The sequence below is a fragment of the Amycolatopsis sp. WAC 04182 genome, assembly GCF_003947465.1.
Lineage (GTDB): Bacteria > Actinomycetota > Actinomycetes > Mycobacteriales > Pseudonocardiaceae > Amycolatopsis.
In genome coordinates this window covers 213,182-238,388 of the sequence record NZ_QHJJ01000006.1, presented here as the reverse complement: position 1 = coordinate 238,388, position 25,207 = coordinate 213,182, and the positions used below count along the sequence as shown (strand labels likewise).

The window sequence follows — 25,207 nt, the reverse complement described above, 5'->3', positions numbered from 1 at the left end:
CTCACATCAGGATCGGGTCGATGTCGCAGTTGGCGCGGGCACCTCGGCCCGCCGCCTGCGTTCCGGGGTGGGCCTCGCCGAGGACCCGCCGGTACCGCACCAGGATCGGGTCGCGGAACTGTACGGCCTCGTCCGTTCGCCCGAGCGCGGCCAGATCCAGTCCGAGGTTGAAGGATGCCGCCAGTACCGTCGGATGCTCTTCGCCGAGTACCTGCGTGCCGCGCTCGACCGCGTCCCGTCCCAGTTCGACCGCCCGGTCGAACTCACCCAGTGCCGCCAGGTCACTCGCCAGGTTGATCGTGGCGGCGACGGCGTAGGGGTGGTCCGGGCCGATGCCGGCCCGGAACTGCTCGAGGGCGCGCTCGTCGAGGACGCGGGCGCCCGCGGCGTCGCCCATGAGCCGCAAGGTGACCGCCAGGTCGACATTGGCGACGAGGGTGTGCGGGTGATGCTCGCCGAGTCCGCTCCGGTATCGCTCGAAGGTCTCCTCACCGAGCCGCTTCGCCGCGGCCAAGTCACCCGAGTGACGAAGATCGAGCGAATGGGCGAGAGCGCAGCCCATCGTGACGGAGTGGTCGTCACCGTAGGCCAGCCGGAACCTTTTGAGGGCGTCCGTGGACAGGCTGAGCGCGCCCGGATGGTCGCCGTCCTTCCGCCGTGTCACGGAAAGCAGGAAGGAATGGGTCGCGCTGTCCAGCTGGTCCGCGCCGAAGCGCGCGTGGAAGTTCTCCGTGAGCCTTTCCTGCTGAACCCGGGCCTGGCCGTAGTCTCCCGCCTCGCGCAGGTCCACGATCAAGGAACCGTTGACGCTGAAGGTACGGACGTGATCACGGCCGAGGACCTCGATCCGGCGCCGGAGGGTGTCCTGGTCCAGTTCCACGGCGGCGCGGTAGGCACCGGACAACCGGAGGCTGATGGCGTGCTGGTACGCGGCGTTGAGCGCCTCCGGGTCGTCCTCGCCGAACATGCGCTTGGACTTCTGGTACACCTCTTCGCTCAGTTTGCTCGCCGCCGCGAAGTCGCCCTGTGCCCGCAGGTCGATCGTGATGTTCCGCTGAAGTGCGAAGGTCTCCTCGTTCTCCTCACCGGACACCTGAAGGCGCAGCGCGAGCGTGCGCTGATTGAGCTCCGCGGCTTCGGAGTACCGGCCGATCGCCCACAGATAGAGCCCCAGCCTCGACGAGACTTCGAGCGTCTGCGGATGGGTGGGACCGAGGGCCTCGGTGAACCGCTTCCGCGCTTCGAGGCCGAGCCGGGCGGCCTCCTCGTGATCGCCGTACTCGAACAGGTAGCGCATCAGGTTGATGTAGAGCTGACGCGGCCAGTCGTCGTCGCAATCCAGCACGTTCGCGGCGTAGGCGTGCGGCAGCAGTTCGCGGTAGCGCGACCAGTGCCTGCTGGACTCGGGGTCGTTCGGGTCCAGCGCGGCCAGGAGCTGGTGTGCGCCGTGCTGCATCCGCGCGTGCACCTGACGGGCCATGACCCGGTTGCGCAGGACCAGCTGGACCAGCCGGTGCAGCTGGAGGGTGTTGTTGCCGTGGTCGATCTTCGCGAGGCCGTACCGGTTGATGTCCCGGATGGCCCGCGCGAGCTTGATCGGGTCGCGCAAGGCCGCGTCGAGCTCCGGAGAGATCGACACCCGGTTGACCCCGGTGAGCAGGTCACGCGAAATGGGCTCCGGCGAGAAAAAGGCGCAGATGTGGAGGATCTGATGCGCCGCCGGGTTGCGGGTCTTCAGTTCCTCGAACGAAACGTTCCAGGCCGCGGCGACGGAGACCTCGTTGTCGGGCGCCGAGGCCGTGTCGAGGATTTCCTCGACCGACTCCTCGAACAACCGCAGATACTCCTGCACCGGCATCCCGGTCACCGCGCGCCAGGCCGCCGCCTGTTCGACGGCCAACGGCAGATCACCGAGTTTTTCGGCGAGTTCGTCGGCGTCGGCCGGGTCGATCTCCGGACCGCGGCGGCCGAGCAGCTCGACGCTTTCCTCGCGTTTGAACACCGCCAGTTCCAGCGGGCGCGCGATACCGGCCCAGTCGGAGTTCCGCGAGGTGATCAGGATTTCGCCGGGACCGTTGCGCGGGAAGAACGGCAGCACGGTGTCCGGGCTTTCGGCGGCGTCGAAGACCAGGAGCCAGCGGCGGAACGGCCGCCCGGTCCGGAGCGCCTCGATGACCGCCGGGACCGCGACGCTGGCTTCGGACGCGCCTTGCAGGCCGAGCATCCCGGCGAGTTCGGTGAGACCGGCGCGGATCTGGGTCGTGTGCGCGGCGTCGATCCACCAGACGAGGTCGTAATCCTGGAGGTGCCGGTAGATGTACTCGGTCGCCATCTGGGTCTTGCCGATACCGCCGAGACCGTGCAGCGCCGAAGGGAGCACGGCGGTGGTACCGCTGCTCAACCGTTTGGTCAGCTGGTCGAGCAGTTCGTCGCGACCGGTGAAGTTGGGGTTCCGCGGGGGGACGTTCCCGAACACCAGCGGCGGGTCGTCGGGCTGGCGGTTGGGGAAATGCCGGGAACTGTCCGACGCCGAAGGGTGGACGATCCTCGTCGTCGGTTCGTTCGCGTCGGGCTCGCTGAGATAAGTCGAGCGTCCCTGTGGCGCAGGTGTCGAAGCAGGTGGACGTTCGGCCGTCTCAGGCATCTTTGGGCTCACAGCCTTCTTTATTGATTCAGTGTCGAATGCGACGAGACCCTGGCCTTGTACCGCGTTCCGCAGCCGGTCGGCCCGGGACAGGTAGGGTCCGGAAAGCGCGCGCATGAGCGCGCCTTCCAATTCCACATCGGCCGGGGACTCGCGGGTGAGGTCTGGATCCGGTGTGTTGTTCGGGTCGGCGATGGCGTCCCGGAGGTGACCGAGCAACCTGATCCGGTCACCGAAATGCGTGGCGGCCACCCGGACGACACTGGCCGTCTCCGACCGTCGCGCGCCACTGAGCAGCAATTCCCGGACTGCCTCGGGAAAAGCGAAGACCCCGTCGGTGTCCCAAGTGGACTCGCCCTCCCTGAGTGCGGGAGCGTACATCATCCCCGACAGCAAAAGTTCGAGGAGGTGCTCCACTCCCGCTTCCGGTACGAACCGTTGTCCCACCAGCTTCGCGATGTCGAGACGGACCGGTACCGCCGCGAGCAACTGCGCCAAGCGTAGGGCAGGCGGCGACGCAACACTGCGGAATCTGTGCACTCTTTCGGCGGGTGACAAAGTTACCGGCGGGTCGGCGAAATCGGACCGGGAAATCCGTTCCGTGGCGAGGACGACCGTTCCTTCGGCGGCACCGGGGTTTTCGCCGGTCATCAGTCCGGCCCACCAGCCCAGCGACCGCGGCCGCAGTTCGAGGACCGGCACCGGGACGAGGTGACCCGGAACTTTCGAGCCGGGTTCGAGCCAGGCGTCCGCGAGGTCGCACCCCCATCGGCTGTTGGGTGCCAACGCGTTCGGGACACGGAGCCACGCCTTGTGCGGATCCATGCCGCACCGGCCCCAAAGCCATGGCGGCAGCAGGTGGACGATGCTCACCGGCATCGTCCTTCCCCAGCGTGCCAGCACCGGGTACAGCGCGTCCTTGTTCTGCCAGGCATCACCGACACCGTCGGTCAGCAGCAATACGGCCCGCCGACCCGAAGAATCCATGATCTCGTTCGGGTCGCGGGCGGGCGCGCCGGGCGTGCCACCACGAAGAACGAGACCCTCTTCGCTGTCCTTCGCGGTTTCCAGCAGCCGGACCTGAATGGTCCGGAAAGCACCCACCTGCCGGAGTAATTCGACGAACGCCGACACCCTCGGCCGCCACAAGGCCATCGAGGGACCATTGTCGAGGACGAGCGTCAGGTCCAGCCAGCGCTCTTTTCTCGATCGGGTGACCGGCCACCACCGGCCGGTCTCCGCGACCCGGACGGCGGTCGCCACTTCGTCCAGGACCACATTGTTGTGTCGCCGCGAGACCGTCTCCCGTTTCAGCGATCTCAGTGCGCGGAAGTACTCCAGCGATTCGAGGAGTACCACTCCCCCCGGCCCGGTGCCGTCCACCGCGGGTTCGGGCAGCTCACCGGGTACGGCTTCGATCGCGACGACCTGATCGTCGTCCTCGGCCGGCGTCTCGGCGTCGGCGATCCGGGACAGCTCCGACCCGGGAGGTTCTTGGATCTCCCCACGCTCGGCGGGAGCGTTGCGGATCCGCACTTTTTCGGCGGGCCGCTCCGGCTCCTCGGCCGGATCGGATTCGCCGTCGGCCCGCCGCGGCGAGATGGCCGCGGCCAGCCACACGATGTCGGCGACGTCGGTCCAGCTCAGGTCCTCGAACCCGAACCCCTTGCCCCCTTGGGGGGAACCGGTCTTCCGCCGCTCCGCCACCGAGGCGGAACGCGAGTCGGACACACCGCCCGGCTCGTCCATGTCACCGCACCGTCAGTCGTTGCCAGAGGGCGTCCACCAGCCGCGGCCATGCCTCCTGATCCGGCTGGTACGCGCCCGACGTCGCGAGATAGACGGCGTCGAGCAGCCTGTCGGTGGGGAGACCGCCTTCCGCTTTGCTCCGTTCGGCGAATTCCCGGATGAGCCTGTCCCGGTGCTCGCCGTCCTCGCCGACCAGATGGCCCGCCACGATCGCCGCGAGCTGCTCCTCGTCCGGGTTCTCGATCCGCAATTGCAGGCAGCGGCGCAGGAAAGCGGGCGGGAACTCCCGTTCTCCGTTGCTGGTCATGACGATGATCGGAAAGGCGTGGCACGCGATCCGGCCGTCGCGGACCACCGCGGTGCGCTGCGGATCGGCGGTGTGCACGGTGACCTCGGGATGCCGGTTGCGCACGCGCGCCAGTTCGTCGATGGAGAATTCGCCGTCCTCGAAGAGCGACAGCAGATCGTTGGGCAGATCCGCCTCGGATTTGTCCAGCTCGTCGATCAGCAGGACCCGCGGCAGCCTGCTCGGGAGAAATGCGGTGCCCAGCGGCCCGAGCCGGACGAAATCGCCGATCGGAGGTTCTTCCGCCTCGCCACCCCGTTGCGCCTGACTGGTCGCCGCGGCCTGGACCCGGCCGATCGCGTCGTAGCCGTACAGCCCGGAACTCAGCGCGGTGTGACTGGTGATCGCCCAGCGCAGCACCCTGCCGAGACCGAGTTCCCTGGCGATCCGGTACGCGAGGCTCGACTTCCCGGTCCCCGGGTTTCCGGTGACCAGCAACGGACGGCGCAGGTACAGGGCGGCGTTGACCATGTTCAGCTCGCCGCCGTCGACCGTCAGCTCCGAAAGCGTGAACGCGGTGCCGAGCCGGCGCTCCGCCTCGCCGTCGTCCGGCGGCGGCACGTCGTCCTCCGGTGGCGGATCCCCGCGATACGAACGCCACGGCGGCGGCGCCGGCAGCAACTGCGCCAGATCGATGTCGTGAATGGGCCTTCCGGTTCCCCGGTAGATCCACCAATCGGGGGCGTCGTGCTGAGGCGTCCGGCCGTTCACGGCCGCGTCCTGATCGATCCCGCTCATCCGCGGTATCCCCTTACAGTCGAGTCGGGATCAACGGCTGGTCCAGAACGATCACACGTTTCGGGTCGTCCCACATTACCACCAGATCGTGAGCCAGAGAATTCTTGAACGGTACCGCCGCACCCGAATTCGCCAGTTTGCGGCGATCCGGAAGTTCGATAAAACCGCTGTCCGCGGCCAATACCCAGTCCAGCAACTCGCGCAGGTTCTCCGGTTCGGCGTCCGGATGCCAGAGCACCACGGGAAGGCCGCTGCGGAGCGCGCTGGTCAGTTCGTCCGGCACGCCACCCGGTACCGCCTGGGGCGACGGGGGTTTCGCCAATACCAGGCCGACCCAGTGATCGTCGCTCAGGATGGCGTCGATCGGGTGATCCTCGAACTCCGCGCACCCGGAATAGTGCAGCCGGTCGGCGGCGGGGTCCTTCACCATCGAATCCCAGCGAACGTGCCATGCGCGATGCCAATGCCTCGCCCGCATCCTCTCCAACGACCGTATTCCGAGCCGGTACCCGTAGCGCAACGGCTGGGGATGGCCGGTCTCGTGCTCCTTCGCCCAGCGCTGCACGGGCAAATTGATCAACGTCCTCGGCAGCAGGAATTCCACAGACGCGGACATGCTCTGGCCGGACCAGACGCCTTCAGTCTCCAAGATGACGTCATCGACCCTGAACTCGACCTCTTCTATCCCGATTTCGCGCACTCCACCGAGTGACGGCGGCCAGACCTCCGGATCGTCCTGCCGCCAGAACGCGAGCGTGCATCGCGTGGGGTCCCCGGAAACCGGTTCGAGCATGATCATCAGATGCAAATGCGGCCGCTCCGGAATCGGTGGCCTGCTCTGCCGCTGGTGCCCGAGCGCGGGACCGAGCCGCAGTGATCGGGCCTGGTCACCGATCCAGTTCGCGATCATGGCCACGTGCTCACCCTCCACGTTTTCCGCCAGCAGGCGCAGAAAAGTCAGGGCGGGCGGGACACCGTCCGGGCCGGCGTTGAAGTCCGTGAGCAGCTGGAAAGCACCCCATGCGTCGGTGATCCCCTCCAGTCGCGGCAACGGGACCGCGGGACCGAGCGCGCGGCTCACCATGACCGCCAGATGGGGGACTTCGAGCCGGGTCAGCCTGCGGTGCAGGCCGACGAGATCCTTTCGGGGGATCAAATCCAGAACGGCGCTGTTCAGCTCGGCCAGAAACAGATCTTCGGCGGCCAAGACCACCGGCTCGGGGGATTGAGCGGCCGGCGCGAGGACTTCTCCGTGCAGTCGTAAATAAGCCGTTCCGGTGAAGGTCTTCACCGAAACGGGTATCGGACTGTACGACTCGGGCAACAGACCCGGGTCCTTTTCGATGACATCGGCGAAAAAACGCTGCGAACAGATGAACGCGATCATCCGGCCGGATTCCGCGAACGCGTCCTTCGCCTGCTGCGCGTCCAGAATGCGGAAAGCGATGTCGACCGCTTCCCCGACCCATCCGTTGCCGTCGTCGACGACCTCACCGGAGTTGAGGCTCACCCGAAGCCGCATCTGCGCCTGCGGCGTCCGCGTGTGGTTGTACCGGCGGAGGGCGACCGCGATGCGATCCGGTAGCAGGTCGGCGACCAGGCTTTTCGTCGTTCCCGGCGGAAGGAGGACCAGCACGCCGTCGCCGCGGTCCTCGTGGGCGCAGGAATCGAAGTCGATGCCGCTTTCGGCGAAAGCGGTCTTCAGCACCTCGTACATGCCTTGGTGCACGGCGAGTCTGTCGAGCCGGTTGCGGTCCGGCGCGGTGAACCCCACGACGTCCACCACGACGATCGTGCGGTCGAGAGCCCGCGTCGGTCGCGCCACTGGCCCCCTCCCAAGGTCCATGGCGCCGCCCCACCGGCGCCGACCGCCACATTATCGCGTCGATCGGCTCGAAGTTGAGTGTCAATTGACAAATTGGACCCGGCAGGAGGGTGCCAGGTCCGTGAGTGGTCAGGACGGTTGGAACCGTCCTGACCACTCACGAGCCGGTCAGACGCCGGCGATCTGCTGGATCCAGCTGCGGTAACGGGTGATGTTGGTGTACGCGGTGTTGTTCGACCGGTCGCTGGTCGAGGCGACGCCGACCTGACGACCACCGGAGAACATCGGGCCGCCCGAGTCACCGCCGGCGGTGATGCCGTCGACGCGGTTCGCGCAGACCGCGACCCCGCCGTTGTAGTCGCTGCAGCTGACCGAGTTGACCCGGACGGTGGCGACCTTCAGGTAGCGGGACTGGCAGTTGATCTCCGAACCGCACTGGCTGGTCGCGCCCCAGCCGTAGACCTGGACGTTCTGGCCGACCGCGACGTTGCTCGTGGTGCCGAGCGGCGCGTAGGTGGCGTTGACCGAGCTGGTCAGCCGGACGATGGCGAGGTCCGCGCCCGAGTGACGGGTGATGCTCGCCGCGGTGGCCATGGTCCCGCCGCTCTGCTGGTCGAGGCTGCCGACCCGGAACGTGTAGCTGCCGCTGCCGGCGACACAGTGCTTCGCGGTGAGGATGTACTGCGGCGCGATGATCGTCGCGCTGCAGTTCTGCTGGCCGTTCACGAACAGCCGGGCCGCCCAAGGAGCGTTCTGCGCGTACTGACCACCGATGATCATCGGCTGCACGCCCGAGGGTTCGGCGGCGGTCGCGGCGGGGGCGGTCGAGCCGAGCAACGCCATGAAGGCGGTGCCGGCCAGCAGGACAAGAGAGCGCAGTCGCATGTTCCGACTCATTTCTGCGGCGGGGTTCCGGCCGCTTCAGTGGGGACGAACGCGCTGATTCTGTGTCGTGCCAAGGGAACCCGGAAACCGACGAAAGTTCGCGCGGGCTACCTATTTATTTCCATGACGGACGGCGGTGATCTTTGAGTACCCGGCGAAGATCATTAGGTAGTCATTCGCCGAGCAGCCGCCACGCGGTGAGGGCGAGCCTCGCCCGGGTCAGCCCGAGCGGATCGGTCAGGTCGATGGCCAGGCTCTTCCCGATCTGCGCGATCCGTCGCGCGACGCTGCTGTGGTGCAGGTGCAGCGAATCGGCGGCTTGACGCACGGAACCCGTGGCGCAGTAGGCGTCCAGCGTGCGCAGGTCCTCGGGATCCGCCGCCAGCTTCGTGATCGCGACGACGTCGGCGTTGGCGCGTGTGTCCTCCTCCGGGATCCGCGCGAGCAGCGCCAGCGCTCCGAGGTCGTCGTAGTGGATCACCGGGCGGCGCGCGGTCGTGAACCGCAACGCCGTCCTGGCGTGCTGCCAGGACCGGTGCGGGCATCCGGTCTCTCCGATCCCCGCCCGGACGCTGTCCGGAAAGCGGTCCGGATCCACCGCCGTGGCCAGGATGATACCGACGTCGGTGAGAGACGCCGCCTTGACCGGGCGTCCGGGGCAGATCAGGTTCCCGATCTTCTCGAGCGGGAGCGCCGACCGGACGGCGAGCACCCGGATCGGCGCGTCGGCGGGGAAACCCAGCAGCCGCAGGGCCCGGCTCCTCGCGGCGTCGTCGCCGCCGGCGCTGATCACGAGTTCCACCAGTGCCGGGTCGGCCATGGTGGTGCGGGCCGGTCCGTACCGCTCGACGACCGTCGCCACGGCGATCGCGAGCCGGTCCAGCACCGCGTCGTCGAGGGCGACGGGCGCACCCTCGCGTTCCAGCCACACGGTGCCGATCTCCTCCTCGTCGAGGGTGATCGCCATCGTGACGGACGCCGGTGCGGAAGCGGGAGCGGCTTCGCGGCCGTCGGGTGCCATTCGGATGGTGCGTCCCGTGCTGTGGAGCCGGATGCCCGCCACGCATTCCGCCAGGCCCGCGGTGGCGCGGGCGAGCGCGGAGAGATCGACTCGGCGCCGCATCAGGGTGTCGTAGAACATCACGACCCGGATCGCGCCTTCGACGTCGGGATCCAGATGCGACAACCGTGCGGCCAGTGCCTCCATGCCCGCGAGCGTACGCGGCGATCGTCGCGCGAAGGGGCGATCACACGCGACGGATGGCGGCCGCCCTCCTGGCCGGGAGCCGGAAGGATCATGGGCATGGATCCCGAACTCGAAGCCTTCATCGCCCTGTTCCCCCAGGCGAAACTCGACGACCCCGTCGCGGACCGCGAGAGCTTCGCGAAACTCGCCACGTCCGTGCCGCAGCCCGACACGTCGGCCATGGAGGTCGAAGACCGGACGGTGCCCGGCGAACCCGGCGTCCCGATCCGGATCTACCGGCCGCGTGAAGCACAGGGCGCCATCATCTGGCTGCACGGCGGCGGCTGGGTCATGGGCAACCTGGCGACCGAACACCCTTGGGCGGCGCGGCTCGCCGAAGCCTCCGACGCGACAGTGATCTCGGTCGAGTACCGGCTGGCACCGGAAAACCCGTTCCCGGCCGCGTTCGACGACGTCTACGCCGTGCTGAACTGGACGGCGGACCACGCGGCCGAACTCGGGGTCGACCCCGGCCGGATCGCGATCGGCGGGCACAGCGCGGGTGGCGGGCTGGCGGCGGCGACGGCACTGCGAGCCCGCGACGAAGGCGGCCCGCGGATCTGCTTCCAGCTGCTCAACCAGCCGGGACTCGACGACCGGCAGGAGACGTGGTCGGCGCGGAACTTCACCGACACGCCGTGGATGAACCGCGCCAAGATCACCGCGGCGTGGGGGCACTACCTGGAGGGAAAGCCCGCGTCCTCGCCGTATGCCGCCCCTTCGCGGGCCACCGATCTCTCCGGCCTGCCGCCCGCGTACGTGGCCTCCGCCGAGCTGTGCCCCAACCGCGACGAGAACATCGAGTACGCGCTCCGGCTGCTGCAGGCGGGAGTCTCTGTCGAACTGCACCAGTGGGCGGGCACCTTCCACGGGTCGCAGGCCATCCTGTCCGCCGAGGTGTCCCGCCGTCAGATCGACGAACTCGGCGGCGTCCTGCGCCGCGCCCTGGCCGGGTCATGACAGCCCCTACAACGGCCAGGCTGCTGCGCCCGTTCGCCGGAAGTTTCGCCGCAGTCGTCGTTCTGCAGGTCATCGGCGCCGTCTCGGGGTTGGCGCCGCTGCTGGCGGTCGTCGAACTGGGCAGGGCGCTGCTGGTGCCCGGCCCGGCCGACGAAAGCCGGGTCTGGACCGCGGTGATCGTGGGCGCGGCCGGGCTGTTCGTCCGGCTGGTGCTCACGGCCGCGTCGTCCGGGATCGGGCATCTGCTCGACGGCCGGGTCCAGCTCACGTTCCGCCGTCTGCTGGCCGAACGCCTGGGCCGGGTGCCGATCGGCTGGTTCTCGAGCCGCCGCACCGGGGAACTGGCCAAGGTCGTCGGTGAGGACGTCGGTGCCGTCCACCCGTTCATCGCCCACACCCCCGGCGAACTCGTGTCCGCCTTCGTCGTCCCGCTGGTGTCGCTGGTCTACCTGCTCACCATCGACTGGCGGCTCACCTTGATCACCCTGATCCCGGTGGTGCTGGCGGTGGCCATGGTCCCGCTGATGATGACGCCCTCCCGGTTGCGTGAGCAGGAGGAGTTCGACCGGGGAATGGCGGGGATCTCGGATTCGGTCGTCGAGTTCGTCCAGGGCATCGCCGTGGTCAAGGCGTTCGGCGGCGCGGGCCGCGCCCATCGCAGGTTCCGCACCGCCACGGACGCCTTCGTCGCCACCTTCACCCGGTGGGTGCACGGAATGGCCGGGCCGGCGGCGGGGATGCAGCTGGCGCTGTCGCCGCCGTTCGTCCTGCTGGTGGTCCTGATCGGCGGCACGCTCCTGATCACCGGCGGCGGCCTCGCCCCGGTCGATCTCCTGCCGTTTCTGGTACTCGGCCTGGGCTTGACCGCACCCGTGGCCGCGCTCGGCCACGGTTTCGACGAACTCCAGGCCGCCCGTCGCGCGACCGGCCGGATCCGCGAAGTGCTCGGCGTGCCATCGCTGCCGGAGCCGTCTGCGCCTGTCGCGCCGCGAGGCCACCGGGTTGAACTGCGCGGCGTCCGGTTCGGTTACGAGCCGGAGCGCGAGGTCCTGCGCGGGATCGATCTGGTCCTCGAACCCGGGACGGTCACCGCGCTCGTCGGGCCATCGGGCGGCGGGAAGTCCACTTTGGTCACTCTGCTGCCACGGTTCTTCGACCCGACGGAAGGTTCGGTGCTGCTGGGCGGCGTCGACCTGCGCGAGATCGGCAGCCGGGAGCTGTACCGCAAGGTCTCCTTCGTGTTCCAGGACGTCCGCCTGCTGCGCGCGTCGGTCGCGGACAACATCGCGTTGGCCGTCCCGCACGCCGATCGCGAAGACGTCGTGCGCGCCGCCCGGCTCGCGCATGTCCACGACCGCATCCTCGAACTGCCTCGCGGCTACGAAACGGTGCTACACGAGGAAACCGGGCTTTCGGGCGGCGAAGCGCAGCGGATCTCGCTGGCGCGTGCGCTGCTCGCCGACACTCCCGTCCTGGTGCTCGACGAGGCCACCGCGTTCGCCGATCCGCGCACCGAACTGGCCGTGCGCCGGGCGCTGACGACGGCGCGCGCCGACCGGACGGTCCTGGTCATCGCCCATCGCCTGGAGACGGTCGTCGACGCCGACACCGTCGTACTGCTGGAGAACGGCGCCATCACCGAACGCGGGAAGCCCGCGGAGCTACTGGCGCGGAACGGGAAGTTCGCCGCCTTCTGGCGTTCCCACCGCTCCGCCGAACCACTGGGGGAACCTCGATGATCCGGATGTTGCTGAGCGTCCTCGGCCCCGACCACGCCCCGCCGGTGCGGCGCACCGTGGCACTGATGACGGCGACCGCGATCGTCGAAGGACTGTCCTACGCGCTGCTGGTCCCCCTGCTGCGGGCGCTGCTCGGGAGCACCCCGGGCGACGCCGTCCCCTGGCTGATCGCGTTCGGCGCGGCCTTCTCGGTGTTCGCGATCCTGCGCTACCGCGCCGATCTTTCCGGATTCCGCGCCGGGACGACGTTGCTGCGCGGGATGTACCACCGCCTCGGCGACCATCTCGCCCGGCTGCCGATGGGCTGGTACAGCGGGAAACGGGTCGGTGAGGTGTCGTCGCTGGCCGGACCCGGTGTCCTGCGGGCGATGGGTGTGATCGCGCATCTGCTGGCGCCGTTCGTCGCCGCGTGCGTCACCCCGCTGACGATCGTGTTCGTGATCCTCGCCTTCGACTGGCGGCTGGGGCTGGCCGCGCTGATCGCGGCCCCGGTCGTGGCGGCCATCCAGGTCTGGACGGGCCGTTCGATGGCCGCCGCCGACGAGGAGGCCGCGGAACGCGGGAACGAGGCCACCGGACGGGTCATCGAGTATCTTCAGGCACAGCCGGTACTGCGCGCGGGCGGGCGAGCCGCGGAACGATTCGAGTTGCTCGACGACTCGCTGCGGGACCTTCAGCGGGCGAACCGCCGGTCCACGCTGTCGGCGCTGCCCGGTGTCGTGGGGCTGACGTTCACGGTGCAGGCGATGTTCACCGGCCTGCTGGTGCTGGGCGCGTTCCTCGCGCTCGGCGGGGACATCGGGGCACCCGAGGTGCTGACGATCCTCGTCCTGGCCGCCCGCTGCGCGGATCCGCTGCTCTCGCTGACCGACATCGGCGGCAAGCTCCGCGGCGCGCGTTCGGTGCTGACGAGGCTCGACGCGTTGCTGCGGACCGAACCGCTGCCGGAACCACCGGATCCCGTCCGGCCGGAGCGGCACGACCTCGAATTCGAGTCCGTCGTCTTCGCCCGCGGCGGCCGCACGGTGCTCGACGGCCTTTCGCTGACCGTCCACGAAGGACGGAAGCTCGCCGTCGTCGGGCCTTCGGGTGCGGGGAAGAGCACGGTGCTGCAACTGCTCGCGCGGTTCCACGACGTGGGTTCGGGAGCGGTACGCGTCGGCGGGGTCGACGTCCGCGCGATGGGCACCGAGGACCTGATGTCGCGGATCGCGATCGTCTTCCAGGACGTCCACCTCTTCGACGGCACGATCGAGGAGAACATCCGGCTCGGCCGTCCGGACGCCGACGACGCCGAGGTACGCGCCGCCGCGACCGCGGCCCGGCTGGACGACGTGATCGAACGACTGCCCGGCGGCTGGTCCGCGAACGTCGGCGAAGGCGGGGCGCTGCTGTCGGGCGGCGAACGCCAGCGGGTCTCGATCGCGCGTGCCCTGCTGAAAGACGCGCCGATCGTGGTGCTCGACGAGGTGACGTCGGCACTGGATCCGGTCAACGAAACGGCCGTCCACGAAGGGATCGAACGACTCATGGCGGGCCGGACCGTGGTGATGGTGGCGCATCGGCTGCGAACCGTCGAACGCGCCGATCACGTGGTCTTCCTGGACGACGGCCGGATCGCGGAGGAGGGAAGCCACGACGAACTGGTCCGCCTCGGTGGCCGGTACGCCGGATTCCTCGAGCTGCAAATCGCTTGACGCGACGCGAGGGGCCCGGTCCCAGAGCGCGGACGTTCGTTGACACCCCGTAGCGCCACTGCTCTACTCGGACGCATGCGCTGTACGGCCTGAGTCAAAGTCCGCTCATTTCGGGAAACACCCGGGAATTCCGGGCGCTGCGCCCTGCCCGGAAAACCCGTTCACCCTCGCACAGAACGGAAGTCACCCATGACCACGACCGAGAACCGAGTCCGATCGGCCACCGAATGGCTGACGGCCGCGAAAGACGTCGCCGACGAACTCGCGGTGGACGCGGCCGAACGCGACCGGAAGAACGAGACGCCGTACGCGGAAGTACGGCTGCTCAAGGATTCCGGCCTGGTGACCCTGCTCGGCCCGGCCGAGCACGGCGGGGGTGGCCAGAGCTGGGAGACCGCGTACCGCGTGATCCGCGAGGTCGCGCGCGGCGACGGCTCGATCGGCCAGCTGCTCGGCTACCACTACCTCTGGGCATGGGCCGCCCGGCTGGTGGCGACCGACGACCAGATCGCCGCGGTCGAAGAACTGTACACGCGGAACGACTTCGTCTTCGGCGGCGCGGTCAACCCCCGCGACTCCGACCTGAAGATCACCGAAGACGGCGACGAGATCGTCTACAACGGACACAAGTCGTTCTCCACCGGCAGCAAGGTCTCCGACCTCACCGTGCTCGAAGGCATTCTCGAAGGCACCGAGGAGCATGTCTTCGCCATCGTTCCGTCCGAACAGGACGGTATCGTCTTCCACGACGACTGGGACAACATCGGCCAGCGACTCACCGAATCGGGCAGCGTGACCATCTCCGGCGTGCGCGTCCCGTGGGCGAGCGCGGCAGGCTACGTCGACAAGAAGTTCCGTCCCCTGACCTACAACACGCTCAACGTCCCGGCGATCCAGCTGGTGTTCACCAACTTCTACCTCGGCATCGCGCAGGGAGCACTGGAAACCGCGTTGGCGTACACGCGCGAGCACACCCGCGCGTGGCCGTACGGCGGCGACAACAAGACGTCCGCCGGCGAGGAGTGGTACATCCTCGAAGGCTACGGCGATCTCCAGTCGAAGCTGTGGGCGGCCGAGGCCTTGGCGGACAAGGCCGGAACCGCGATTTCGGCCGTATTGCACGCGCCGCGCGAGGAACTGACGCCCGAGGCACGCGGCGAGGTCGCGGTCCTCATCGCGGCCGCCAAACAGCGCGCCATCGACACCGGCCTCGAAATCGGCACGAAGATCTTCGAGCTGACCGGCGCCCGAGCGAGCGCAACGAAGTACGGACTGGACCGCTTCTGGCGGAACCTGCGCACACACTCGCTGCACGATCCGGTGGCCTACAAGCGCCGCGAAGTCGGTGCGTACGCGCTGCTGAACGAACTCCCGGAACCCACCTGGTACACCTGAGCCGAGGTGGCCGGCTAACGCGCGACGGCGTAGGTGAGCAGCAGCGCGCCCGAGGCGAACCTCCGGTCGCCGACGAGCGTGAGCGCCGTCTTCGCGTACTCGCCGTCGAACAGCCGCGTCCCGCCGCCGAGGAGCACCGGGTTCACCACGAGCCGGACTTCGTCGAGCAGCCCGAGCCTGGCGGCGGACGTGGCGGCCTCTCCCCCGGCGAAGAGCGCGATGTCACCTTCGAGACCGGCGAGTGCCGTGGCGTCTTCGAGTACGTGGGAGTTGTGCCAGTCCGTGGTCCGGAGCGTGCCCGAGAGGACGTACTTCGGCAGTTCGTGCATCCGGCGCCGCTGCGTGGCCGAGACCTCGTCCCCGGCGGTCGGCCAATAGCCGGCGAGTTCCTCGTAGGCCTTGCGGCCGAAGGCCATGCCGTCGATCGACTCCAGCAGTTCGTCGATGTGTCCTTGGAACTCGTCGTCGGCGAACCGCCAGTCGATGTCGCCCGCGGCGTCGGCGATGTAGCCGTCGAGCGAAACGTTGATGTGCAGGAAGAGATGCCCCATGCGATCTCAAGGTACACTTCTTGAACGCACTGTCAAGAAGTCGTACGATGACGCCATGCCACGCACAGGACGGCCGCGATCCTTCGACGAGGACCAGGTGATCGGGGGCGCGCTCGACGTCTTCTGGCGGCGGGGTTACGCGGCCACGTCGATGCGCGACCTGAAGGAGGACCTCGGCGTCCTGCCGGGAAGCCTGTACGCCGCGTATGGCGACAAGCACGCCCTCTTCCTGCGAGCACTGGAACGCTACGCGGGCGGCGCCGCGAACCAGGCGGACGCTCTCGCCGAAGGCCCGGTGCTCGGACATCTGCGCGAGCTTCTGCTCAGCGTCCTGGAAGCCGCGCGGGAATACCCGGGGCGAGGGTGCCTGCTGGGCAACACCGCCGCCGAATTGCTTCCCGCCGACGAAGCCGCCGGGAAGATCGTCCACAGTGGATTCGAAGCGCTGGAAACCGGTATCGCGCAAGGGCTCGAAGCCGCCCAACGTTCCGGCGAGGTCCGTGCGGACCTCGACTGCGGAGCGCAGGCGCGGCTCCTGCTCGTCGTCATGCAGGGCCTGCACGTGGTGGCCAGGGCGGAGACGGATCCACGCCGGCTCACCGACGCGGTCGACGCCGCCTTGGCGCCCTTGACCGCGAAGTGACTCCTGGGCGCACCGGCACCGGTGCGCCCAGGAGCCGGATCACTCCTCGAAACCCTCGTCGTCGCCGTCGAAGGCGTCCTCCATGACCTCGCCGAGGATCATGCCGCCGACGACGCCCGCCGCGGCACCGGCGACCATGCCGCCCATCCCCGGACCACGCCTGCCGTGGTGCCCGTGATGACCGTGATGTCCGTGGTGGTCGTAGTCGTGGCCGTAGTGCTCCTGGTGCCCGCCGAACATGGCGTGCCCGCCACCGGACTCGGCGACCTTGGCCAGCCAGCCGTCGATGGCCGCCGCCCAGTCGGTGCGCAGGGCCTCCTCGTGCGAGACGTGGAAGCGGCCGAAGGAGTCGCCGCCGGAGCGGAACATGCCACCGCGCCGATCGGCCTCCAGCACCACCACGAGGTCGTCCGGGCTCGCGACGAAGGTCAGCTCCACCTGGCTGACGCGGCCCGCGTAGCGCGACGGCGGGAAGAACTCGATCTCCTGGAAGAACCCGAGTTCCTGCCGGACGCCGTGCAGCCGCCCGGCCTCGACGTCGGCGCTGTGGAACGAGAAGCCCAGCTCGCCGAACGCCTCCAGCACCCGATCCTGCGATTCGAGCGGCCCGACCAGCACCGGGTCGAGGTCGCCCTTGTCCGGAGCGCCGGCGATGACGAGCTCGGTCCGCACGCCGACGACCACGCCCGGCAGTTCACGTCCGCCGACCGCGCTGATCGGCGTCTCCCACGGCAGCGCGATCTGGAACGGAACGGTGGTCAGCTGCCCCGCCGTCACCTTCACCTTGCGGCCCGCGCTGACCCGCAGGAACTCCGCGGTCCCGGCGCGCTCGTGGTCGCCGTGCTCGACCTCGACCCTGGTGACCAGCGAAAGCAGGATCTCCTCGATCTGGGCGTCGCTCGAGCCGCCCTGGATGCGGACCTGGCCGGTGATCACCTCGCCGGGAACGGCGTGCGGTGAATCGAGCACGGTGTCGACGGACGGGCCGCCGACCCCGAAGGCGCTGAGCATCCGTTTGAACATCAGGGATTTCCTCCGCTGGCTACTGGAACAAAAGAAGGGAGTACCGGAACACTTCGACTACTACCGAGATCCGTCGCGGCACGCCAGGTAAAACGGGTTAAAACCCCCTAAACGGGCGCGACGTCACTACCTTCTCAGCTCGGCCTGGCGGACGTCGTGCAGGTGGATGACGACGTCGTAGGACCGCCCGAGCGAGACGGTCGCGGGGTCGACCGGGAACTGCGTGCCGATGGTGCGGGTGGGCCGGGCGGTGTCCAGCCAGGCCCGCGCGGACGGCGGCGCGGTACGCACGTCCAGGTAGAAGTCCTCGAACCGGACCTGGTCGAGGGCGTGCTCGTTCGAGCCGGACGGCGCGGCTGGAACGGAGAAGCGTTTCCAGTCGCCCTCGAGCGCCTTGTCCTTGGACAGGAAGGAACCCCGGTCGAAGCTGAACCCGACCGGCAGGTAGCCCCGGCCCAGCGTTTCGCGCAGGAAGGCGCCCTGGGTCTTCGGGTACATCGCGGGGTTGTCGGTCTCGTAGGAGACGTGGCCGTTGTGCGCGGAGAGCAGGACCCGGTGCCCGGTCCGCCGCTGCCACCACGCGACGTTCTGCGCCATCGCCCGGTCACGCAGGATCTGCGCGGTGGGCAGACCCTGCGGATCCGAGAGGTCGACGGCGAGGAACCTGGCGGTCTGCGCGACGAACCTGGCGTGCTGCTCGGCCCAGTCCCGGGCGTCCGCGCCGGGCAGGCCCTTGATCAGCTCGTAGGCCTGCTCCGCCTGCGTGGCGAGCCGCAGCCGCTCGTCGAGCGGTTTGCGCAGGTACGCGAACGCGTCGTCGATCGGGCGCAGGCCGGTGTAGAGCCGGTTCAGCCGGGGCAGGTCCGCCGGATGCCGTTGCCCCACGTAGCCGGTGATCCTCGCGAAGAACGCGTCGTTCACCGAAGGCGCGCCGAGATCGTCGCCGACGAAGTGCACGGTGCGGCCGGGGTGCGCGCGGTTGTACTCGCGCATCCACCGGATGAGGCTCACGAACTCCTCGCGATCCCACGGGGAACCGGCCAGCGTCCGCTTCGCGAGCTCCCGGGCGTCGCCCTTGCCGGTCTGGACGTACTCGTCGATCTCCAGGCCCGCGGACCAGCTCAGCTCCAGTGCGAAGGCTCGGAAGCCCTTTTCCTCGACGAGATAGCGGAACACCCGCTCCTTCATGGTGAAGAACTCGTGGGAACCGTGGGTCGCCTCGCCGAGGCCGACCACCTTCGCGTTCCCGATCATCCCGCCCAACGCCCGCAGGTCGGCGTTGTTCCGGCCTGGTTCGGTCGAACGCAGCGGATGCGCCGCCCGGTCCAGCGAGCGCACCGGGACCGGGCCTTCGTCCGCGTAAGCCGGGCTCGCCAAAGGAGCGAGCAGCGCTCCGGCCACCACCGCGGCGACCACTCCCCGTCTCCCCCACCGCTTTCGGCGCTCTGTCATATCCGTCCACCCCTTCGTCCGCTGTCGAAGACGATCATCGTCCGAGGGCGGGGGTCCGCGCGCTGCAGTAAAGCTCCTACTTGGGGTGAGGAAAACCCCACCCCCGTGAAAAGCGGGTGGACCCCGCCGCCGGGGTGTGGGTCCCGGCGGCGGGAGTCCACCCGCGTTTATCTCCCTCCGCAGCGGCTGTCCGTCACTCCGCGCGCCACAACGCGGGTGTGGACGGCGGCTCCCAGCCAGGCTGGGCGGTGTGCGCCTGCAAGCACACATAACCGCGACCGCTGTAGGTGACCCGGGCGCCCGCGGAATAGCCGGTTCCCGCCGCCCAGGCCGTCCCGCCGGGCGGGTTGGAGGTCGAAGTCGACGTCGTCGGCGTCGTCTGCGTCGTACTGGTCGGCCGGGTGGTCGACGTCTGCGGCACGTTCAGCACGAAGTCGAACGCGGCCTGTTTGCCGGGAGGCTGATCGCGCACGGTCATCAGCAGCCGCGGGTCGAAGATCGAGTCGGTGTTGTTGCGCGGCTCGTTGGGGAAGTAGAGCTGCGTGGTCAGCACCGGCCTGCCGGGCGCCTGGACCTTGACGTGGATGTGCCGCGTACGGCCGGGGTACAGGCCGGGCACGATGGTGCTCAGCGAGAACGCGCCCTGGTCGTTGGTGAACTGGTGACCGCGGAAGGTGTACCCCACGTTGTCGTAGGCGCCGTTGACGTCCGCCTGCCAGAAGTCCAGCAGCACTCGCGCGATGGGCAGGCACCCGAGGCCGAAGACGTAGCCGGAGACGGTGAGTCTCGTCCCTTGCGTGTTCGGCGTGACGAGCGAGGTCCGCTGCGGGGAATTCGGCTTGAAGTAAGGACCTTCGGTCTGCTGCGGGGTGGGGTCGTCACCATCGTCACAGGCGGGGGTCAGCTCAGGTGCCTGGCCGTTCTCGACGGTGGTGCGCGCGAGAGCGGGACCGCCGATCAACGCGACCGGAGCCGCCACACCCGCGGCGAGCGCGGCCTTCAGCACGGTCTTCCGGCTGAGCTTGTTTTCTTCGTCCATACCTGCTCCTCGTGGGGGCTTCGGGAATCACCCTCGACGGTATGGAGAAGATCAGCTGTGGACGATGGACTGAGGTGGTCAGTCGTGGTGAATCTCCGGGGGCGCGTCACCGGTCCGGCGGTAATCACCGGGGCTCAACCCCGTTTCCCGCCGGAAGAACCGGCAGAAATACGCGGGATCCGCGAATCCGACCCGGCTGGCGACCTGCCGCACGGTGAGATCGGTGCCGCGCAGGAATCGTTTCGCCTCCCTTGTCCTCGCCTCGCGCATCAGTTGTGCCGCCGTCCGGCCGGTCGCCGTTTTCACCGCGTCGGTGAGATATCCCGGGGTGACCCCGATTCGCTCCGCGAGCGCGCCCACCGACCAGAGCCCCAGATCGGGTCGGCCGAGCAACCGGGCGAATTCCGTGCCCACCGCCTGCGCCCTGGCCGGCGGGCGCGGGTCCGCCAATCCCGGCAGACGTCCCGCCCGCACGATCAGCACGTGCATCAACGCCCGCAGCACCGAATCGGTACCCTGGCCGCCACAACGGAATTCCTCGTCGAGTTCGGCGACCAGCCGCGCCGTCTCCTCGGCCGCTCGCTCGTCGAGGCGCCACGGCTGCTGACTGAGCCTTCGCAGGGTTTCGCGATCCGCCGGATGTTCGAGCAGGAAATCGTCGGTGAACAACACGACGAATCCGCTGAGATCGCGGGCATCCCAATGATGCACCTGCCCCGGTGTTATGACCGCGAGTTGGGGCGGCCCCAATTCCCAGCGGGTGAAATCGATGACGTGGTCGCCGGTGCCGCCGGTGACGTGGACGATTTCGTAGAAGGTGTGCCGATGCGGGAACGCCGCCCGCGACATCGGCCCGATCGTGTCGAAGGTGCCGACCGTGAACGGCAGGGCGTCCGGCGCGCGGACCTCCAGCCGATGCAATGGCAATTCCCCCGCCTTCGGTTCGAGGCAAGGCGTCCTCGGCAACACCGTCGTTCCGCGCATGGACCGGTCCCTTTCACCACACTGGGAATAAAAAGTCTAGACCAATACCGGGTGCGCTGACTGCCGACGGAAGTCGCTTGTCGCCGCCGGGGTACAGTCGGGATCATCGACGCACGTCCGAAGGGTCACCACGCGATGTCTCCCACCAAGTCGCGCGGTCGGACCTGGTGGCCGGTCGGCGCGTTCGCCGCGCTGGTACTGGCGTGTGCCGTGGCCTGGGCGACGACGGGCGCTTCCCACAGCGACCTCGAAATCTACCGCTTCGGCGTCGACACCCTGTGGAACGGCGGCGACCTCTATGGCGCGTTGCCGCTTTCCGACGCGGGGATCCCGCTGCTGTTCATCTATCCGCCGTTCGCCGCGCTGGTGCTCACCCCGCTGGCCCTGGTGCCCTGGAACGGCGCGGTGCTGCTGCTGTTCGCGCTCAGCCTGGCCGCGCTGGGAATCACCTTCTACGGGATCGTCCGCACGCTGTGGCCGTCCGGGGACCGGCGTAAGGCGCTACTCGTCGCGTCGCTGGCGATCACGCCGGCGCTCTTCCTCGAACCGGTCCGCCAGACGCTCGGCTTCGGCCAGATCAACCTGCTGCTGATGGGTCTCGTCGCGGCCGACTGCCTGCTGGCCAGGGGCCGCTACCGGGGCATCGGCGTCGGCCTCGCGGCCGCGATCAAGCTGACACCCATGGCGTTCCTGTTGTTCTTCCTGGTACGCAAGGACTTCCGCGGCGCGCTGACCGCGTCGGGCACGTTCGTGGCCGCGTCCGCCGTCGCGTTCGCGGTCGCCCCGGAGGCTTCCGCGCGCTATTGGTTCGGCGGACTCGCCGGGGCGTCCGGCATCAGCGGCACCTCGTTCCACACCAACCAGACCTTGCAGGCCGTGCTGGCGCGATTCGGTGTCGAAGGCGCCGCCAAGCCGCTGTGGATCATCCTCACCGGCGTCCTGCTGGTTCTGGTGACCCTGACCATGTACCGCTCGGCGGTGGTGCCGGCGCTGCTGCTGAACGCGACGTTCGCGCTGCTCATCTCGCCGACGTCGTGGTCACACCACTGGGCGTGGATCGCTCCGGCTCTGTTCACCACTGCCGCCTACGTGGTGCTCAAGCCCCGGAGGGTGGTTTGGCTCGCCGTCACCGGGGTGGTCGCCACGATCTTCGTCGCGGCACCGTTCCGGTACTTCCCCGCCTTCGATCGCCCGGGCCAGACCTGGACGACCGCCCAGCAGTGGCTGGGGAACTGCTACGTCGCCGCGGGCCTGGTCTTCCTCGTCGTCGCGGCCGTCCTCGCGCTACGGAAAGGACCTCGATGCTCGACCTGAGCGGCACCACAGCGCTCGTCACCGGGGCCAGCGGCGGCATCGGCCACGGCATCGCCCTGCGCTTCGCCGAAGCGGGCAGCGCCGTCGCCGTGCACTACCACCGCGATGAGGCCTCCGCGCTCACCGTCGTCGAGCGGATCCAGAAGGCGGGCGGCGCCGCCAAGGCGTTCTCCGCCGACCTCACCGACGACGGCGAATGCCGGCGTCTCGTGGCCGCCGCCGCGACCTGGACCGGGCGGCTGGACACGGTGGTCAACAACGCCGGCGTACAGCCGATCGAGCCCTTGCCGGGTATGTCGGCGGAAAGCTGGCGCGCCGTCCTCGACGCGAACCTCACCAGCGCGTTCTCCTGCACGCAGGCCGCCGCCGAGGTGATGGACGGCGGCAGCGTCATCCACATCGCCTCGATCGAAGCGGCCCATCCCGCGCCGGGACACGCGCACTACAGCAGCGCGAAGGCCGCCCTGGTCATGCACGCCCGCGCCGCCGCGCTCGAATACGGGCCGCGAGGCCTGCGCGTCAACGCCGTCTCCCCCGGCCTGATCGACCGCCCAGGCCTCGGCGACGACTGGCCGGAGGGCGTCCGACGCTGGGAACAGGCCGCACCCCTCGGCAGGCTCGGCACCCCCGGCGACGTCGCGAACGCCTGCCTGTTCCTCGCCTCGCCGCTCGCGGCGTGGATCACCGGGCACAACCTGACCGTGGACGGGGGCGTTTCCGCGCATCCCACTTGGTGAGCACGGATTCGGTTCTACTACGGGTTCTTTAAGCCCCTTCGCGCGCTTAAGAGCCCCTTCGGGATGCCATTCTTTGGCAATTTCCTTCGTTGGGCCGTTTGAGCTAGCGCAGGTGTTCGATTCGGAGTAGCTTTGAGGTCGTGGCCAGCGACGATGCACCTCCAGGGACGTCCACCGAGTGGTGGCGCGTCGACACCGCGACGCTGCATGCCCGTAAGCAAGAATTGGAAGTTGTGAAGCGTCGGGCGGATGCGGAACAGAACGCGATACTCGCGGAAATCAATTCGCGTGGGGTCCGCGGATGCAGCGGACATTCAACACTGGCCGCACTGATTTTCGAGGACTTCCTCGTGTCGGACAAGGAAGCCAGTGACCGCGCCGACCGTGTCCTGGCACTGCACCCCGGCCCGTCCATCGGTGGAGACCCCGAGCCACCGTTGGCGCCACTGACGGCCGAAGCTGCCGCTGAGGGCGCGATCGGGGGTTCGCAGATCGACGCCATCATCAAGACTCTGGCGCGGATCCCCTCCACCGTTCCCGAGGAAGAGGTGCGGGCCGGGGAGAAGATCCTGGTCGAACTGGCTCGTCGCGCGGGGCCGCGGCAGATCGCCCGCGCCGGACGCCGCCTCCTGGACAAGCTCGACCCCGACGGCAAAGAACCCCGCAACGAGGACCCGAAGGAGACCCGGCCGGAGTTGCGGTTCGTCAAACACCGCGACGGCACCCTCGGCCTCAAAGCGAGACTGGACCTCGAAACCTACGCCCGCCTCAAATCCGACCTCGACCCGATGGCCAAACCGCACAAAGCCATCGACGGCGTCCGGGACTCCCGCAGCCAGGACGAACGCTACGGAGACGCCTTCACCGACTACGTCCGGTTGAAGACCACCAGCCGCAACCTGCCCGGCCAAGCCGGGGAAGCGACCCACATTCTGGTCACCATGTCCTACGACGACTTGATCCGGGACATCGGCGAAGCCCACCTCGACCTCGTCGGGCCGATCAGCGCCACCGACGCCCGCATCCTCGCCTGCGACGCGCGGGTGCGACCGGGTGTTCTCGGCACCGCAGGCGAACCCCTCGACATCGGCCGCTCCAAACGGACCGTGTCCTTGGCGCAGAAGTACGCGTTGACGATCCGCGATGGTGGCTGCGCCTTTCCTGGCTGTGACATGCCGGTGCCGCGCTGCACGGCCCATCACATTGTTTTCTGGCGTCATCACGGCGAAACGAAGATCGATAATCTCGTGCTGTTATGTACCCGGCATCACCGGCTGATCCACCGCAGTGAATGGAAGGTCCGGATCGCCCAAGACGGACTCCCCGAATTCACCCCACCCACCTACCTCGACCCCACCGGCACACCGAGACGGAACACCATGCACCTCAGAACATAGGCCGACCCCGTGAACCCCTGAATCGGGCTCGCCCAGCCACACCACGCATTGGGGCCTTTGCGGTTCTCGTGATCGTGGCGTCGAGGCCGAGGGCCTGCCGCGGCCCTGCTGGTCTCTGTTCGGGGATGACCGCCTTGAGACCGCGTACGCGCAGGTGCCGTCGGATCGCGCGGGACGAGCCTGACCGGGCGTGATCAGCGATCCCGCGCCGAGGGGATCCTCCCAAGGGCTCCGGTTCAGGCCCGCTTGCGGCTCGCGATCTCGTCGGAGAGCTGCCGCACCTGGGCGGGGTCCGCGTCCCGGGCAAGGGCGACGTAGTGGTCCATGACGGCCGGCCGGTAGCGCACGGGCAACGTCTGTCCTGGCGCGAGTCGGGTGAGCTCGGTGATCGTGAGGTCTTCGTCCGCGACACCGCGGAACGTGATGCCGCCGGCGGTCTCCACGTCGAACATCAGCACCACGCGTGGACTGCCGTCGCCGCCGACCTCCCGCCAGTCGACGAGAACGCCGATCGCGAGCGCCCCCGTACGCAGTTCCGCAGTGCGCTTCCGTGCGTCACTGCTCAGGAGCGGATTCGGGGCGACGCCTGGGAAAACGGGCCCGACGCCGAGCGATTCCCGGCTCAGGTCGGGTCTGAGCTGCGCCATCAGATCGTTGATCTTCTTCTTCGAACCGAACATCCTGGCCCCTCCCTCACACCGGTGCCGGGATCTCGGCCTGGCGCTTCGCCTTACCGCGATTCTACGTCAGGGCCATGCCCGACCACCGTCACATCGCCCCGTCCCGACGCGTTCCCGGACGGGCTCGGTCGAGAGCACCTGAAGATGCGAGATGGGGCTGCCG

At 68.7% G+C, this 25,207-nt stretch carries 19 protein-coding genes; 8 read left to right on the top strand and 11 right to left on the bottom strand.

The window, feature by feature from the left end:
• Position 1: 1 nt before the first annotated feature.
• The 5 genes from fxsT to DMH01_RS30325 all read right to left on the bottom strand — a co-directional run bounded on the left by fxsT (position 2) and on the right by DMH01_RS30325 (position 9,394).
• The gene (fxsT, locus tag DMH01_RS30345; RefSeq protein WP_125680743.1) at positions 2–4,393 is read right to left on the bottom strand and encodes an FxSxx-COOH system tetratricopeptide repeat protein; all 4,392 of its coding nucleotides are present in this window, start codon (positions 4,391–4,393) and stop codon (positions 2–4) included.
• 1 nt (position 4,394) lies between these two features.
• Complete coding sequence (locus DMH01_RS30340; protein ID WP_125680741.1) at positions 4,395–5,477, bottom strand: MoxR family ATPase; 1,083 nt, start codon at positions 5,475–5,477, stop codon at positions 4,395–4,397.
• A 13-nt stretch (positions 5,478–5,490) separates the two neighbouring features.
• A complete protein-coding gene (locus tag DMH01_RS30335; protein WP_125680739.1) occupies positions 5,491–7,302 on the bottom strand; it encodes a hypothetical protein in 1,812 nt (603 codons plus the stop codon).
• Positions 7,303–7,470: 168 nt separating this feature from the next.
• Positions 7,471–8,187, bottom strand: coding sequence for a trypsin-like serine protease (locus DMH01_RS30330; protein WP_125680737.1), 717 nt, complete (start codon positions 8,185–8,187; stop codon positions 7,471–7,473).
• 172 nt (positions 8,188–8,359) lie between these two features.
• On the bottom strand, positions 8,360–9,394 hold the full coding sequence (locus tag DMH01_RS30325; RefSeq protein WP_125680735.1) for a CdaR family transcriptional regulator: 1,035 nt from the start codon (positions 9,392–9,394) through the stop codon (positions 8,360–8,362).
• Between the two features lie 96 nt (positions 9,395–9,490).
• On the opposite strand from DMH01_RS30325, the gene DMH01_RS30320 reads away from it, so the two are divergent.
• The 4 genes from DMH01_RS30320 to DMH01_RS30305 all read left to right on the top strand — a co-directional run bounded on the left by DMH01_RS30320 (position 9,491) and on the right by DMH01_RS30305 (position 15,224).
• Positions 9,491–10,393 carry an alpha/beta hydrolase gene (locus DMH01_RS30320; RefSeq protein ID WP_125680733.1) on the top strand — a complete coding sequence of 301 codons (903 nt, stop codon included), beginning with the start codon at positions 9,491–9,493 and terminating at the stop codon, positions 10,391–10,393.
• Entirely contained in the window at positions 10,390–12,132 is a 1,743-nt protein-coding gene (locus tag DMH01_RS30315) for an ABC transporter ATP-binding protein (RefSeq protein WP_125680731.1), read from the top strand. Before DMH01_RS30320 ends, DMH01_RS30315 begins: the two co-directional genes overlap by 4 nt.
• Positions 12,129–13,829: an ABC transporter ATP-binding protein gene (locus tag DMH01_RS30310; protein WP_125680729.1), complete on the top strand. Its 1,701-nt coding sequence runs from the start codon at positions 12,129–12,131 to the stop codon at positions 13,827–13,829. The genes DMH01_RS30315 and DMH01_RS30310 overlap by 4 nt, the downstream gene beginning before the upstream one ends.
• 189 nt (positions 13,830–14,018) lie before the next feature.
• Positions 14,019–15,224 (top strand): acyl-CoA dehydrogenase family protein, encoded by a 1,206-nt coding sequence (locus tag DMH01_RS30305; RefSeq protein ID WP_125680727.1) that lies wholly within the window; start codon positions 14,019–14,021, stop codon positions 15,222–15,224.
• A gap of 14 nt (positions 15,225–15,238) precedes the next feature.
• Here the strand turns inward: DMH01_RS30305 and DMH01_RS30300 are convergent, their stop codons facing one another.
• Positions 15,239–15,775, bottom strand: a complete 537-nt coding sequence (locus tag DMH01_RS30300; RefSeq protein ID WP_125680725.1) for a dihydrofolate reductase family protein — start codon at positions 15,773–15,775, stop codon at positions 15,239–15,241.
• Between the two features lie 55 nt (positions 15,776–15,830).
• On the opposite strand from DMH01_RS30300, the gene DMH01_RS30295 reads away from it, so the two are divergent.
• Positions 15,831–16,418, top strand: a complete 588-nt coding sequence (locus tag DMH01_RS30295) for a TetR/AcrR family transcriptional regulator (protein ID WP_125680723.1) — start codon at positions 15,831–15,833, stop codon at positions 16,416–16,418.
• 39 nt (positions 16,419–16,457) lie between these two features.
• On the opposite strand, the gene DMH01_RS30290 is transcribed toward DMH01_RS30295, so the two are convergent.
• The 4 genes from DMH01_RS30290 to DMH01_RS30275 form a co-directional block, all read right to left on the bottom strand.
• The gene (locus DMH01_RS30290; protein ID WP_125680721.1) at positions 16,458–17,441 is read right to left on the bottom strand and encodes a sporulation protein; all 984 of its coding nucleotides are present in this window, start codon (positions 17,439–17,441) and stop codon (positions 16,458–16,460) included.
• 126 nt (positions 17,442–17,567) lie between these two features.
• A complete protein-coding gene (locus DMH01_RS30285) occupies positions 17,568–18,893 on the bottom strand; it encodes an erythromycin esterase family protein (protein ID WP_125680719.1) in 1,326 nt (441 codons plus the stop codon).
• A gap of 193 nt (positions 18,894–19,086) precedes the next feature.
• The gene (locus DMH01_RS30280; protein ID WP_125680717.1) at positions 19,087–19,932 is read right to left on the bottom strand and encodes a carbohydrate-binding protein; all 846 of its coding nucleotides are present in this window, start codon (positions 19,930–19,932) and stop codon (positions 19,087–19,089) included.
• Positions 19,933–20,010: 78 nt separating this feature from the next.
• Positions 20,011–20,916 (bottom strand): AraC family transcriptional regulator, encoded by a 906-nt coding sequence (locus DMH01_RS30275; RefSeq protein ID WP_125680715.1) that lies wholly within the window; start codon positions 20,914–20,916, stop codon positions 20,011–20,013.
• A 135-nt stretch (positions 20,917–21,051) separates the two neighbouring features.
• On the opposite strand from DMH01_RS30275, the gene DMH01_RS30270 reads away from it, so the two are divergent.
• The 3 genes from DMH01_RS30270 (at position 21,052) to DMH01_RS30260 (ending at position 24,364) form a co-directional block, all read left to right on the top strand.
• On the top strand, positions 21,052–22,230 hold the full coding sequence (locus tag DMH01_RS30270; RefSeq protein WP_125680713.1) for a glycosyltransferase 87 family protein: 1,179 nt from the start codon (positions 21,052–21,054) through the stop codon (positions 22,228–22,230).
• Entirely contained in the window at positions 22,218–22,967 is a 750-nt protein-coding gene (locus tag DMH01_RS30265; protein WP_125680711.1) for an SDR family NAD(P)-dependent oxidoreductase, read from the top strand. The genes DMH01_RS30270 and DMH01_RS30265 overlap by 13 nt, the downstream gene beginning before the upstream one ends.
• Before the next feature lie 140 nt (positions 22,968–23,107).
• Entirely contained in the window at positions 23,108–24,364 is a 1,257-nt protein-coding gene (locus DMH01_RS30260; RefSeq protein WP_125680709.1) for an HNH endonuclease signature motif containing protein, read from the top strand.
• Between the two features lie 236 nt (positions 24,365–24,600).
• On the opposite strand, the gene DMH01_RS30255 is transcribed toward DMH01_RS30260, so the two are convergent.
• A complete protein-coding gene (locus DMH01_RS30255; protein WP_125680707.1) occupies positions 24,601–25,044 on the bottom strand; it encodes a hypothetical protein in 444 nt (147 codons plus the stop codon).
• Between the last annotated feature and the right edge of the window lie 163 nt (positions 25,045–25,207).

Bases quoted from the DNA above. Each gene is read 5' to 3' on its own strand.
- DMH01_RS30290 (WP_125680721.1), bottom strand. From the start codon at position 17,441: ATGTTCAAACGGATGCTCAGCGCCTTCGGGGTCGGCGGCCCGTCCGTC.
- DMH01_RS30280 (WP_125680717.1), bottom strand. From the start codon at position 19,932: ATGGACGAAGAAAACAAGCTCAGCCGGAAGACCGTGCTGAAGGCCGCG.
- DMH01_RS30325 (WP_125680735.1), bottom strand. From the start codon at position 9,394: ATGGAGGCACTGGCCGCACGGTTGTCGCATCTGGATCCCGACGTCGAA.
- fxsT (WP_125680743.1), bottom strand. From the start codon at position 4,393: ATGGACGAGCCGGGCGGTGTGTCCGACTCGCGTTCCGCCTCGGTGGCG.
- DMH01_RS30295 (WP_125680723.1), top strand. From the start codon at position 15,831: ATGCCACGCACAGGACGGCCGCGATCCTTCGACGAGGACCAGGTGATC.
- DMH01_RS30305 (WP_125680727.1), top strand. From the start codon at position 14,019: ATGACCACGACCGAGAACCGAGTCCGATCGGCCACCGAATGGCTGACG.
- DMH01_RS30310 (WP_125680729.1), top strand. From the start codon at position 12,129: ATGATCCGGATGTTGCTGAGCGTCCTCGGCCCCGACCACGCCCCGCCG.
- DMH01_RS30270 (WP_125680713.1), top strand. From the start codon at position 21,052: ATGTCTCCCACCAAGTCGCGCGGTCGGACCTGGTGGCCGGTCGGCGCG.
- DMH01_RS30330 (WP_125680737.1), bottom strand. From the start codon at position 8,187: ATGCGACTGCGCTCTCTTGTCCTGCTGGCCGGCACCGCCTTCATGGCG.
- DMH01_RS30320 (WP_125680733.1), top strand. From the start codon at position 9,491: ATGGATCCCGAACTCGAAGCCTTCATCGCCCTGTTCCCCCAGGCGAAA.
- DMH01_RS30300 (WP_125680725.1), bottom strand. From the start codon at position 15,775: ATGGGGCATCTCTTCCTGCACATCAACGTTTCGCTCGACGGCTACATC.
- DMH01_RS30340 (WP_125680741.1), bottom strand. From the start codon at position 5,477: ATGAGCGGGATCGATCAGGACGCGGCCGTGAACGGCCGGACGCCTCAG.
- DMH01_RS30255 (WP_125680707.1), bottom strand. From the start codon at position 25,044: ATGTTCGGTTCGAAGAAGAAGATCAACGATCTGATGGCGCAGCTCAGA.
- DMH01_RS30285 (WP_125680719.1), bottom strand. From the start codon at position 18,893: ATGACAGAGCGCCGAAAGCGGTGGGGGAGACGGGGAGTGGTCGCCGCG.
- DMH01_RS30315 (WP_125680731.1), top strand. From the start codon at position 10,390: ATGACAGCCCCTACAACGGCCAGGCTGCTGCGCCCGTTCGCCGGAAGT.
- DMH01_RS30275 (WP_125680715.1), bottom strand. From the start codon at position 20,916: ATGCGCGGAACGACGGTGTTGCCGAGGACGCCTTGCCTCGAACCGAAG.
- DMH01_RS30265 (WP_125680711.1), top strand. From the start codon at position 22,218: ATGCTCGACCTGAGCGGCACCACAGCGCTCGTCACCGGGGCCAGCGGC.